The following is a 12,655-nucleotide window of genomic DNA, read 5'->3' as shown; positions in this document are numbered from 1 at the left end:
ACCCCCGAACCCTTGCGGAGGCTCTCATGGCCTGCCTCGACCGGCGTGACCTCGGCCTGCTCGTCCTGCGCGTCGGTACCGGTGCGGTACTGGCCGCGCACGGTACCCAGAAGCTGGCCGGCTGGTTCGGCGGCGGAGGCATCGAAGGAACCACGGCCGCGATGGAGGCCATGGGCTTCCACCCGCCCAAGCACAGCGCGGTCGCCGCCGGGCTCGGCGAGGCGGGCGGCGGCGCACTGCTGGTCCTCGGTCTCGCCACCCCGGCGGCCGGTGCGGCCGCGGCCGGGGCGATGGCGGGCGCCGTGGCCGTCCACGCACCCGCCGGATTCTTCGCACAGGGCGGCGGCTACGAGTACCCGGCCTTCCTCGGCTTCACCGCGGCGGCGATCGGCCTGATCGGCCCCGGCCGGTACTCCCTCGACCATGCCACCCGGCATGTCTTCAACCAGCCATGGGTGGTCGCCCTTGCCTTCGCGGGCAGCGCGGTCGCGGCGGCAGCCGTCGTCGGCAGGCGCGCCAAGGGCCGGGCCGCGGTCGACCCCGACGCGACCTGACCATCTGGCAGGACAGGGACCGGACGGCACCCCAGGGAGGGAGCCGCCCGGTCCCGGCAGCGTTACTTGCCGAATGTCAGCGACGCGGCCGGGGAGGCGCGCGGTGCCGCACCTGTCCCCGTGGGGCGGCACCGCATCTCTCGTCGCCGTACCGGCGACCCCACCGACGTCGCATCCAGCTCGACCTCGCGGCCGCAACCAGGCCTCAGGCCGTACGGAACCGGTAAGTCCGCGCCCAAGTACCCGGTCCGGGTCCCATCCGGTCGGACGCCTCGCTGTCCCGCTCGCCCCCGTCGAGGCCGCCGTTTTGGTGTCGTGGATGTGATGCCACCCATAGGAGCTGTGTCACATCCTAAGGCGGGTAGTAGGGCCGGGGGTCGCCCGAACAGTGCGTAAGCGCCATAGAACGTGTCATTTCGGACATTTGTCCGATGTTGGGTAGTACGTCACATCATTGCGTTCCGCCGTGCACGTCGCTAACCATGGCTGTCGTTGCGGGAAGCCGCGACAGGGCCGGGTGGATTCCTTCGGATCCGTTCGCTCCGGCCCGCAGCGCGGGGCACTGCCCCGCGAGCCACCGCAACCGGTCGGCAACACCGTGACGTCCCCCATTTGGAGAGTTCCTTCCGTATGACCACGCACATGCAGACCCGCACCAGCCGCATCGCCCGCTTCCGCACCATGTCCGTCGCGGGCATCGCCACCCTCGGTGCCGCGGCCGCCGCCCTCACGCTGACGTCGACATCCGCGCAGGCGGCCGAGGCGGCACCGGCGAGCGTCTCCGTGGTCAAGGCCTCCGCGGACGGCGCCCAGGGCGCACCGGCCGGCAGGGGCTACGCCAACAACCTCGACGGCTGGATCAAGGAGTCGCTGGCCATCATGAAGGCCAAGGGCATCCCCGGCACCTACGAGGGCCTGCACCGCAACATCATGCGCGAGTCGAGCGGCAACCCCAACGCCCAGAACAACTGGGACGTCAACGCGCGCAACGGCATACCCTCCAAGGGTCTGCTCCAGGTCATCCAGCCGACCTTCAACGCCTACCACGTCGCCGGCACCGCGCACGACCTCACCAACCCCGTCGCCAACATCACCGCGGCCGCCAACTACGCCGCCCACCGCTACGGGTCGATCGACAACGTCAACTCCGCCTACTGAGCCACAGACTCAGCACCCACCTCGCGAGCCAGGACCGGCACAGGCAGCAATACCGCTGCCCATGCCGGTCCTTCGGCAACTGGTGTGGCAGACCGCCCGGCGGGGCCCGATGCAGCAACCCCTCGGTTCTTCCGGCTGCCAACCGCCGGGCGTCGGTGCGGACGCGGCCCGTCGCCGCCGGCCGGTGCAACGGTGTTCGGATGCCGGGAGGCGGCGAGCGTGCGACGGGTGAACACATCTGACGTTCGGGGTGGGAATGCTCATGGCGCTGATCCTTCCGCGTCGAGGATCAACAGCGGCCGCACGGCGCGTACAGGTGATCGGGAAAGCCCCCGAAGGATGACGACAGGTCTCCCGCGAGGGACATCTCAGCGGACTCCCGCACATCGATTGCGCACGCGGTGAGCCGCCCGGGACGGGGCTGGGGATTCAACGGGCCGAAGCCGTCCCGGCTGCGGACGAACTCTGGGCTCGCCGCATGGGGTATGCCCTGGGACCGATGCTCGTGCAGTTGCTCCGGCCGTGGCCGTGGCCGTGGACGGGGATCCTTCCGCTGATGGTTCACAGGTGATTCAACTCCGTTCACCTGCGCTGCCCAGGATTCGCCATGGGCATGTCGGGCATCTTCACGGCGTGCCCTTCACCTTGCAGCGATCAGGAAGGACGGCTGCTGATGCGGCCAGCAGAGCGGCGAACACGGCCGGGTGGCAGATCGGGCGGACGACGGCTCGCGGGGGTGGCTCTCACCACGCTGCTCCTCGTGAGCGGCAACCTGACGACGGCGTACGCCGATACGGGTTCGGAGCAGCGCACACCGGGGCAGAGCGGGTCGGCGGACGGCACGAGTCTGCCTGTCCTCACCCCGGGCGACGGGGCGTATCTGGAGGGCACGGAGAAGGCCGCGGCCACGCCGACGCTCGCCGGTGACTCCGTGACGGGGCTCGCGGTCGACGGGAAGGCGATCGACGCCGAGCGGACGGTCGGGGTGTCCCGGCTCAGCTTCGACGTCGGGTCGAACTCGACGGAGGCCCGCTACCACAACTACGTGCTGGTCAACGGCGAGTACAGGGCCGAGATCGGCGACCTCGTCAACGAGCGGGGCACGATCGAGATCCCGAACCAGCACCTGGTCAAGGGCGAGAACAAGATCGAGATCCTGGCCGGCGCGGTCGACAGCTCGTGCGGCACCAACCACGACGACTTCGTGCTGTCCGACATCAGCCTCGACCTGCTCGGCGAGGTCGCGGACGGCGAGGAGAACGAGTACACGTACTCCTTCGGCGACGGCAGCTGCGGTTCCAACACCTCGCTGCTGACGAAGGCCACGCTCAGCTTCTTCGTACTGGGCGACCCGCAGGGCACCACCGGCCTTCAAGCCGACCTGGACACCACGAAGTTCGCCAACGGCGAGCACGCCCTCACCGCGAGGACCGTCTCGGGCAAGACCGTCAAGAACACCGTGACGGTGAACAACGCCCCGGCGGGCGCCCCCCGGCTGCTGCCCAAGGACGGCACGCTGGTGAGGGGCCGGCAACCGGTGTTCGCGAACTTCCCGGCGGGCGCCGAGGGCGACGTCGAGTCGCTGACCGTGGACGGTGACACGCCCGTCACCGATCCGCACCTCGGCAACGGCGCGGCGACCTTCTCCTTCGACGTCGGGTCGAACTCGATCGACGACCGGAACGACAACTACCTGCTCGTCAACGGCAAGCGCATCGACCTGGGCGGCACCTGGGTGAGTCAGCGGGTCGACATAGCGATCCCGGCGCGCCACATGGTGCCCGGTGACAACACCATCACCGTCGTCACCAGCTCGTACAAGGAGAGCTGCGGCAACAACCGCGACGACTTCGACATCGCGCGGCTCGCCCTCACCCTCGACGGCGCGACTGTCACGGGCCAGGACATCGCGGACTCGTACGCCATGGGCGACGGCACCTGCGGCAACAGCGACACCCGCCTGCGCGAAGTGGAACTGCACTACACGATCGATGCCCCGGCCGTGCGAGTCTCCGACACCCTCGGATCCGGCAACGCGACCCTCGGCTTCACCGTGGGCAGCAACTCGATCGAGGCCCGCTACCAGAGCCACATCCTGGTGAACGGTCAGAAGCACGTGATCGACAGCGACTTCGTCAGTCAGCACGTCGGCCTGACCTTCCCGAACGAGTGGCTGGTCCCCGGCTGGAACACGGTCGACTTCGTCACCGGTACGTTTCCGACCTCGTGCGAGGACAACCGCGACGACTTCGCCGTCTCCGACATCACCCTCACCCCGGCGAACGGCACCGCCACCGGCCGGATGGTCAAGGGCTCGTACAGCTTCGGCGACGGCAACTGCGGCGACAACGTCAACCCGCTGACCGAGATCGACCTCGAGTTCTTCGTCGAGGGCCCGGCCCAGGGACTCCGCGCAGACCTCGACACCACGAAGACCGACGACGGAAAGCACACCCTGGCCGCGACCTCGAAGACCGGCAGGACCGCGACCCGCGTCCTGGTCACCGACAACTCGGCGCCCCAGGTTTCTGCCAGCACCCCCGCCGCCGGTCAGAGGATCACCGCGTCGGTCGTCCTCGACGTCCGGCTGGGGGACCTCTCCGGCGTGGTGGACGGCCCGGACGTGAAGCTCGACGGCAAACCGATCCAGCTCGGCGCCTCCGTGGGCCCCGGTCTGTCCGCCGGCGAGCACACGCTGTCGGTGTCCGGCACCGACGGCGTCGGCAACAGCGGCACCCGCGAGGTGAAGTTCACCTCCGCCGGCATCCCGGACACCCCCGCCGACCTCACTCCGAAGTCCGGCACGACCGACGCGGACAGCAATGTCAAACTGTCGGCGAAGGTGGCCGAGCCCGACGGCGGCACGGTGAGCGCCACCTTCTCCGAGGCCGAGATCCTCACCCCCGACCAGGTGTACATGGGAACGGCCACATCCGTTCCCACGACGCTCAAGGTCAAGGGCGAGAAGAAGGTGAAGGCCGACGGCCTCGCACCCGCCGACGGCAGGACGCTGGACGCGCCGGCCGCCGAGGACGTCACGTACCAGCGGTTCGACGTCCAGGTGAAGGGCCATGTCGACGCGCCGGTGCTGCGCTGGGAGGGCGTCATCGACCCCGAGCGGCTCGCCGCGCTGCGCGTGTGGAACACCGGGACGAAGCAGTGGGATGTTCTGACCAGCGCTCGCGGAGCCGCCGACGGCGACACCGTCCTGACCGCCGTCGTCGACCGGAAATACATCGACCGGCAGCAGGTCCACGTCATGGTGACCGGCGAGGACCCGTTCGCCGACGACATCGACGCCGGTGACCCGAAGGGGTTCGCCGACCCCGACTCGTACGACTTCTCGATCGTCCACTACACCGACACGCAGTACCTCTCCGAGGGCGCGGTGGAGCAGGAGACGCCCGAGGAACGCGCGGTCTGGGAGAAGGCGTACGGCGACGTCTCACGCTGGATCGCGGACAACAAGGACGAGCGCAAGATCGCGTACGTCGCCCACACCGGCGACATCATCGAGAACAACATCCGCAAGCCCGTCGACGAAGCCACCCGGCGCCAGGTCACCGGCGAGCTGGAGGTGTCGTCGAAGCAGCAGAAGATCCTGGACGACGCGGGTGTGCCGAACGGTGTGATCGCGGGCAACCACGACAACCAGTCCGGCACCGAGAACGGTCCGGACGCGATCTACAACCAGTACTACGGGCCCGAGCGCTACCAGGCGCTCTCGAAGGGCTGGGAGCACGCCGAGTACGGAGGCCCCTGGCGCGAGGGCGACAACCAGAACCACTACGACCTGTTCTCCGCCGGCGGCCTCGACTTCGTCGTGGTCGGCCTGTCCTACGGGGTGACGCGCGAGGAAGCCGAATGGGCCGACTCCGTCTTCAAACGCTACCCCGACCGCAACGGCATCCTGCTCTCGCACGACTACCTCGCCCCGAGCAGCAACCCCGATGGACGTGGCGCCAAGTTCTCCGCGCCGGACGGCTCGATGCTGTACAAGACGGTGGTCCAGGACAACCCCAACGTGTTCCTGATCCTCGCCGGTCATGAGCACGGCGTCGGCACCAACGTGAAGCCGAGGGTCGGCGAGGTCGGTCACGACGTCGTCGAGCTGCTCGCGGACTACCAGTTCTACACGGTGTCCGCGGACCGGCTCGGGCTCACCGAGATCGGCGGCTACCGGCCCGACGACCAGCTGCAGTTCGGCGCGAGCTTCTTCCGCATGCTCCAGTTCGACGTCGACCGGTCCGAGCTGACCGTGGACACCTACTCCCCGCTGCTCGACGAGTTCGGCGCCACCGAGTACGACACGAACCACCGTTACGACGGCACCGAGGACAACATGGTCCTCCCGATCGACCTCAGCACCCGCAAGACGACCTTCAAGACCGACTCGCTGGCGCTCTACAACCCCGTGAGCGTCATCGGGAAGACAAAGGCCGGCTCCGGTGAGGTCGCCTCGGTGACCTGGAAGGGACTCAAGCCCGGCACGACCCACGCGTGGTTCGTCACGGCGCGCTCCACCGGCGGCGGCGTGACCGCCTCCGCGCCGAGCGCCTTCGTGACCAAGGACGCCCATGGCCGGCCCGGCACCTGGGGACCGGACGTGCCCGCCTACCCGTGGTTCACGTCGTCCGCCGACCGGCGGTGACCGGTTGACCCGTCGGTAGCACCTGTTCGGCACCCACGCCCGCCGTACCGGACCCGAGCGGTCCGGTACGGCGGGCCCACCACTGCCCGGCCCTTGACAACGAGAACCGAGAACTCCATGCGCCCCGCCCCCCTGCCCCTGCCGGCGCCCCTGCCCTCCTCCTGGCTGTCCCGGCTCCGGCAGCGCCGGCTGCTCGCCGCCCTCCTCGCCACCGTCGCGGCCGTGGTGGCCGTGCTCGTCGCCGGCCTCGCCCACCCGGCCCCCGCCGCCGCGCACGACGCGACCTCGACCGCGTACGTCGAGGTGGAGGGCACCGGAGCCCGCGTCGAGGCGACCCTCGACCTCGAATACGACCTGCTCATGAAGTCGGCCTGGCTGTACGCCGAGGCGTACGAGGCGAAGGACCGCGCGGAGCAGCTGCATCAGCTCGACACCCATGCCGAAGCGGTGACCGAGTACGTCACCGGACGCTTCGCCGTCACCCGCGACGGCACCTCCTGCACCCCCCGCCGCGTCGGCGACGCGGACGTCCGCACCCGCGGCACCCGGCCGTTCGCCGTCCTCACCCTGGCCTATGACTGCGCGGGCGGCGCCGACGGTACCTACACCATCTCCAGCGCCCTGTTCCCCGACGCAGAGAGCTTCGTCCACAGCACGGAGACGATCGTCCACTACGACATCGACGGGCAGCGGGGCTCCCAGGTGCTGTCCGCCGCCGAACCGGCCGTGGAGACCGGCGGACACCACGAGTCGCACCAGATCGTGGAGTTCTTCCTGCTCGGCACCGAACACCTGCTGTTCGGTCTGGACCACATCCTCTTCCTGCTGTCGCTGCTCATCGGCGCCCGCGGCCTGCGCGACGTCGTCCTCACGGCGACCGCCTTCACGGTCGCGCACAGCGTCACGTTCCTGCTGGCGGCCACGGGCGTGGTGAACGTGCCGGGCTCGGTCGTGGAGCCGGTCATCGCGGCCTCCATCGCCGTCGTGGCGCTCGCGGGCGTCGTCCTTCGCGACCGGGAGGGGAGCGGACGCTGGCGGCTGCCGGCCGTCTTCCTGTTCGGCCTCGTCCATGGTCTGGGCTTCGCGGGCGCGCTCGGCATCGACGAGAGCTGGTCCTGGGAGCTGCTGCTGTCGCTGCTGAGCTTCAACGTCGGCATCGAGGCGGTGCAGTTGGGCATCATCGCCGCAGTGTTCCCGCTGCTGGCCCTCCTTCGCCGGACTCCCGCACACCGCTGGGCTCTGCCCGCGATGACCGCGCCCATCGTGATCGTCAGTCTGTACTGGGTCTGGGACCGGGTAGCAGTCACGGCGTGACCTGGGTGTATTGATCACGAGCGCCGTTGGACCGGGACATCGAAGTGATCGAGTCGCCGGAGGCACGCATCCACCGGTCAAGCGGGCAGCCGCGGCACGCTTTCGACGAGGCGTCGCGTGTACGGGTGCGCGGGAGCGCCCAGCACCTGTGCGGTCTTGCCCTGTTCGACGACGTGGCCGCTCTCCAGGACGGCGGTGCGTTCGCACAGCGAGGCGACCACCGACAGGTCGTGGGAGACCATGACGAGAGTCAGGCCCTGATCCTGCTTCAACTCGTTGAGCAGATCGACGACCTTGACGCGAGTGGTGACGTCGAGCGCGCTGACGGGCTCGTCGGCGAGCAGCACTCGTGGGTCGCACACGGTCGCGCGGGCAATCGCGATGCGCTGGCGCTGGCCGCCGGAGAACTCGTGCGGATAGCGCTCAGCGGCGTCGGCCGGGAGACCGACCCGCTCCAGGGCGTCGGCCACCTTGGGCCCGGCCGTGCTCCGGCTGTCGATGCCGAGGGAGCGCAGTGGTTCGGACACGATGCCGCCGATGCGCTGACGCGGGTCCAGCGACGAGTACGGGTCCTGGAAGACGCACTGCACACTGCGCCTGAAACGTCGCATCTGCTCGCTGTTGCGCGGTTTCAGCTCTTCGCCGTCGAACCGGACGGTGCCGGTGGTTGCCCGGGCGAGCCCGAGCAGCAGCCGCAGCAGAGTCGTCTTGCCCGCGCCCGATTCGCCGACGAGGGCGAGGCTCTGCCCGGTCTCGACGGTGAGGGAGATGTCCTCGACGACGGGCGCGACGTGTCCTCGGTAGCTGAAGGAGGCCTTGTTCAGTTCCAGTACGGGCGTCATCGCGCGCTCCTCAGGTCCAGGGCTGATTCCAGCTGCCGCGCGCTTTGCACCAGCGCCTTGGTGTACTCCTCACGCGGGGTGCGCACGATCTCGCGGACGTCGCCCTCCTCGACGGCGCGGCCGTCCTTCATGACCAGAACGCGATCGGTGACCTTCGCGACGACCGCGAGGTCGTGGCTGACGAAGAGGACGGCCATGTCCCGTTCCCGTACGAGGGTGTCCAGCAGGTCGAGCATGTCGGACTGCACGGTGACGTCGAGGGCGGTGGTCGGCTCGTCCGCGATGAGCAGCTTCGGGTCGCAGGCCAGCGCCATGGCGAGTGCGACGCGCTGGCGCTGTCCGCCGGAGATCTCGTGCGGAAAGGCGCGGGCGATGCGGTCGGGCTCGGGCAGCCGCACTTGCTCCAGAGCTGCTACGACAGCCCGCTTCAGTTCGGCGCCCTTCAGCCCTCGCCTTCTGCTCAGCGGTTCGGCGATCTGCCTGCCGACGCGCATCAGCGGGTCGAGCGCGGTGAGTGGCTCCTGGAAGACGATGGCGGCGTCCTGGCCGCGCACACCCGTGAGCTGTTTCTCGCTCGCGCCCACGATCTGGGTGCCGGCGAGCTCGGCGCTGCCGGTGACCGTCATCCCGTCGGGCAGCAGGCCGAGCACGGCGAGGGTGGTCAGCGACTTCCCGGAGCCCGACTCTCCGATGAGGCCCAGGCGTTCGCCGGGGGACATGGTCAGCGAGAGGCGGTCGACGAGGATGCGCCCGTCGGCCGTACGGATCGTGAGGTCGCGTACGTCGAGAATGTTCACGCGCGCCTCCGCCGGGCCGCAGGGTCGAGGGTGTCGCGCAGTCCGTCGGCGATGAGGTTCACGCCGATGACGAGCAGGACGAGAAGGATGCCGGGGGCCAGCGCGCCTGCCGGGGCCGTGGTGAAGGTGGCCTGCGCCTCCTGGAGCATGCGGCCCCACGAGGCGTTGGGCGGCGGCGCTCCCAGACCCAGGTAGGACAGGCCGGCCTCGGCCAGCACCGCGAGCCCGAACTGGAGGGCCAGGTTCACCACGAGCGTCGGCCAGATGTTGGGCAGTACGTGCCCGGCCACGATCCGCGGCCACGACGTGCCCGAGGTGCGTGCGGCCGTGATGTAGTCCTGCGCCAGGACCCGCTTGACCAGGATCCGCACCAGCCGTGCCACGACCGCGCTCTGCGCGAGGCCGATCGCCAGCACGGCGGACCCCAGCGTGGCCGAGCGGGCGGCGACGATGAGCATGGCCAGCAGCAGCGTCGGGAAGGCGATCAGGATGTCGAGGAACGCGGAGAGCGTGTCGTCGAGCCAGCCCTGCGCGAACGCGGCCAGCACACCCAGCGTGCCACCGAGGGCGGCCGCGATGAGGACCGATCCCAGGCCCGCTTCGAAGGCGATGCGGGAGCCGGTCATCAGCTGGGTGAACAGATCGCGGCCGAGTTTGTCGGTGCCGAGGAGGTGGCCCGCGCCGGGGCCCGTGAGCCGGCCGCCGGAGGTGTCGTCGGCGGCGTACGGGAGCCAGAAGAGCGAGACCAGCGCAAGCACGGCGATCAGGCCGGCCAGGACGCATCCGACGGTCAACGTGTACGAGCGCTTCGCCGACTGCTTCATCGGGCACCTCCCGAGAGCCTGCCGCGCAGCCGCGGATCGATGATCCGCTGTGCGAAGTCGGCCGCGAAGCCGATGATCAGCACTGCGAGCGTGGAGACGAACAGCACGCCCTGGATCACCGGATAGTCGTGCTGCGCGATGCCGGTCGCGAGCAGGGAGCCGAGGCCCGGGAGCGCATAGACGGACTCCACGACCACCGCGCCCAGCAGTGTGGACGCCAGCTCGATGCCGAGGATCGAGATCACCGGTACGGAGGCGTTGCGCAGCCCATGCCGCCACATGGCCTGTCCGAACGACGAGCCCATGGCTCGCGCGGTGCGCAGGTAGTCGCTGCCCAGTACGTCGAGTGCGGCCGACCTGACGTAGCGGATCAGCGAGGCGCTCATCACGAGCGCGATGGTGATGACGGGCAGGGCGAGTGAGCGGATCGCCTCGGCCGGCTGCGACCAGCCGTCCTGCGGGAAGCCGCCCGCGGGAAGCCAGCCGGCGTTCAGGGCGAAGACGGCTATGAGGATCATGCCGAGCCAGAACACGGGGACGGCGATGCCCAGTTGGGACACTCCGTTGAGCAGCGCGCCGTACCAGGTCCGGCGCCGGTGCGCGGCCAGGAAGCCGACCGGAACGGCGATGAGCACCGCCAGGACGAACGCGGCCAGTGTGAGCGGGATGGTGACGTTCAGCCGGGAGGCGATCTCGGGCCCGACCGGCAGCGAGCTCACGAACGACGTACCGAGGTCACCGCTCGCCAACTGCCCGATCCAGTGGATGAACTGTTCGGGCAGCGGCTTGTCGGAGCCGATGGAGTGCCGGGCGGCCGCAATCTGCTCGGGGCTGGCGCCCACTGAGGTGAGCGCGTTGGCGGGGTCGCCCGGCAGCATCCGCAGCAGGGCGAACAGGACCACGCTCGCGAGCGCCAGCGACACCAGCAGGAAGGCGAGACGGCGCAGGAGATACCGGCCCATCAGCCCTTCTTGATGTCGTAGGCGAAGAACTGGGAGTTGAGGCCATTGACCGGGTAGCCGGACAACTTGCTGCCGGCCACGACGATCTGCGGGTACAGGTACAGCCAGTCGCTGGCCGCGTCCTCGGCGGTCTTGCGGTTGACCTTCTTCAGGAGTTCGGTCTGCTCGGAGGTGCTGGACGCCTGCTCGGCCTCCTCGACCCACTGGGTGACCTGTTTGTTGTCGTAGCCCCAGTAGAAGTCGGGGTTGCCGTACCAGACCAGGTCGCGGTCATTGACGTGTTCCTGGAGCGTCGCCGTGAAGTCGTGGTTCTTGTAGACCTTCGTGTACCACTCGTCCGGCGTGATCGTGTTGATCTCGACGGTGATGCCGACCTTGGCGAGCTGCGACTTGATGAAGGTCGCGGCGGTCGGGTGCGGGTCGTAGTTCGGGGTGTCGAGGGTGAAGCTGAAGCCGTTCTCGTACCCGGCCTCGGCGAGCAGCTTCTTGGCGCGCGCGGTGTCGTACGCGTTGACCTCGGTGAGATCCTCGTACCACGGGTCGGTGGGCGGCACCATGGAGCCGATGGGCTTGCCGTAGCCGCCCCAGACCGACTCCAGCAGCTTCTTGTCGTCGATGGCGGCGGAGACGGCCTGGCGGACCTTGACGTCCGTGAAGGGCTTGGCCTTGTCGTTGAAGGCGAGCAGCAGCTTGGTCGTCGAGTTGCCGTCGTTGACCTTGTAGTTCTGGTTGCTCTTGAACTGGTCGAGGGCGTCGGGCGACTGCTCGCTCGTGACGACATCCACTGCGTTGGTGAGCAGCGCGTTGTTCAGCGCCGTGGCGTCCTTGTAGTAGTGGAAGACGACCTGCTTGTTGGCGGCCGCGTCGCCCCAGTAGCCGGCGAACCGGGCGAGGCTGAGAGCGGAGCCGCGGGTCCACTTGTCCAGCGTGTACGGGCCGGTGCCGTCCTCGGTCGTCTTGAGGCCCTTCGCTTCGGAGTTGATGATCCACACGTAGGAGAGGTTGTAGACGAAGGAGATCGACTTCTTCGACAGCTGGACCTCCACCGTGCGCGGATCAGGCGTCTCGACGGATTTGATGACCTCGAGATTGCTCTTGCGCGCGGACTGCGAGTCCTTCGCGATCACCTTTTCGAGGCTGTACTTGACGTCCTGGCCGGTGAGCTTCTTGCCGCTGTGGAACTTCACACCGTCGCGCAGGGTGAAGGTGTACGTGAGTCCGTCGCTGCTGACCTTGTAGTCCTGGGCGAGCAGATTCTCGACCTTGCCGTTGTCGGTGAGCTTGAACAGCCCTTCGTACACGTTGCCGTTGAGTGCCTCGGTGACGCCCTGGCCGCCGCCTGCGGTGTTGTCGAGATTCTGCGGCTCGTAGAGCGAACCGATGTTGACTGTGGCGTTCTTGTCGTGCGCCCCTCCGGCGGCGCCGCCCGCGTTGGAGCCCCCGCCGCAGGCTGTGAGGGTCAGGGCAAGGGCGGCGGCGGTGGCTCCGCCGTACAGGGAAGTCTTCTTGATGCTCATGAGGAGTACGCGCTTTCGTGCTGCGAGGCGGGGGAG

9 protein-coding genes are annotated in these 12,655 nt (G+C 68.9%); 4 read left to right on the top strand and 5 right to left on the bottom strand.

The genetic code is table 11. The features are described 5' to 3' along the window. Positions 1-26 precede the first annotated feature (26 nt). The 4 genes from NRF20_RS05715 (at position 27) to NRF20_RS05700 (ending at position 7,677) form a co-directional block, all read left to right on the top strand. Positions 27-554 carry a DoxX family protein gene (locus NRF20_RS05715; protein WP_398634572.1) on the top strand — a complete coding sequence of 176 codons (528 nt, stop codon included), beginning with the start codon at positions 27-29 and terminating at the stop codon, positions 552-554. Positions 555-1,085: 531 nt separating this feature from the next. Further along, positions 1,086-1,712: a transglycosylase SLT domain-containing protein gene (locus NRF20_RS05710; protein WP_413754528.1), complete on the top strand. Its 627-nt coding sequence runs from the start codon at positions 1,086-1,088 to the stop codon at positions 1,710-1,712. A gap of 760 nt (positions 1,713-2,472) precedes the next feature. After that, positions 2,473-6,363 (top strand): metallophosphoesterase, encoded by a 3,891-nt coding sequence (locus tag NRF20_RS05705; RefSeq protein ID WP_413752131.1) that lies wholly within the window; start codon positions 2,473-2,475, stop codon positions 6,361-6,363. A gap of 93 nt (positions 6,364-6,456) precedes the next feature. After that, positions 6,457-7,677 (top strand): HupE/UreJ family protein, encoded by a 1,221-nt coding sequence (locus NRF20_RS05700; RefSeq protein ID WP_398634710.1) that lies wholly within the window; start codon positions 6,457-6,459, stop codon positions 7,675-7,677. 77 nt (positions 7,678-7,754) lie between these two features. On the opposite strand, the gene NRF20_RS05695 is transcribed toward NRF20_RS05700, so the two are convergent. The 5 genes from NRF20_RS05695 to NRF20_RS05675 are packed head-to-tail and all read right to left on the bottom strand — an operon-like array spanning position 7,755 to position 12,619. Then, positions 7,755-8,519, bottom strand: a complete 765-nt coding sequence (locus NRF20_RS05695; protein ID WP_413752130.1) for an ABC transporter ATP-binding protein — start codon at positions 8,517-8,519, stop codon at positions 7,755-7,757. Further along, on the bottom strand, positions 8,516-9,316 hold the full coding sequence (locus NRF20_RS05690) for an ATP-binding cassette domain-containing protein (RefSeq protein WP_398634708.1): 801 nt from the start codon (positions 9,314-9,316) through the stop codon (positions 8,516-8,518). The genes NRF20_RS05695 and NRF20_RS05690 overlap by 4 nt, the downstream gene beginning before the upstream one ends. Beyond that, complete coding sequence (locus tag NRF20_RS05685) at positions 9,313-10,140, bottom strand: ABC transporter permease (RefSeq protein WP_398634707.1); 828 nt, start codon at positions 10,138-10,140, stop codon at positions 9,313-9,315. The genes NRF20_RS05690 and NRF20_RS05685 overlap by 4 nt, the downstream gene beginning before the upstream one ends. After that, on the bottom strand, positions 10,137-11,102 hold the full coding sequence (locus tag NRF20_RS05680; RefSeq protein WP_398634706.1) for an ABC transporter permease: 966 nt from the start codon (positions 11,100-11,102) through the stop codon (positions 10,137-10,139). Before NRF20_RS05680 ends, NRF20_RS05685 begins: the two co-directional genes overlap by 4 nt. After that, on the bottom strand, positions 11,102-12,619 hold the full coding sequence (locus tag NRF20_RS05675) for an ABC transporter substrate-binding protein (RefSeq protein WP_398634705.1): 1,518 nt from the start codon (positions 12,617-12,619) through the stop codon (positions 11,102-11,104). The genes NRF20_RS05680 and NRF20_RS05675 overlap by 1 nt, the downstream gene beginning before the upstream one ends. Between the last annotated feature and the right edge of the window lie 36 nt (positions 12,620-12,655).

The organism is Streptomyces sp. R-74717 (genome assembly GCF_047305335.1).
Classification (GTDB): domain Bacteria; phylum Actinomycetota; class Actinomycetes; order Streptomycetales; family Streptomycetaceae; genus Streptomyces; species Streptomyces atratus.
The sequence above is the reverse complement of the archived record's forward strand: the minus strand, read 5'-3'. Positions and strand labels throughout refer to the sequence as shown.

Coding starts and splice junctions, on each gene's coding strand:
- NRF20_RS05695 (WP_413752130.1), bottom strand. CDS start 8,519: ATGACGCCCGTACTGGAACTGAACAAGGCCTCCTTCAGCTACCGAGGA.
- NRF20_RS05715 (WP_398634572.1), top strand. CDS start 27: ATGGCCTGCCTCGACCGGCGTGACCTCGGCCTGCTCGTCCTGCGCGTC.
- NRF20_RS05685 (WP_398634707.1), bottom strand. CDS start 10,140: ATGAAGCAGTCGGCGAAGCGCTCGTACACGTTGACCGTCGGATGCGTC.
- NRF20_RS05680 (WP_398634706.1), bottom strand. CDS start 11,102: ATGGGCCGGTATCTCCTGCGCCGTCTCGCCTTCCTGCTGGTGTCGCTG.
- NRF20_RS05675 (WP_398634705.1), bottom strand. CDS start 12,619: ATGAGCATCAAGAAGACTTCCCTGTACGGCGGAGCCACCGCCGCCGCC.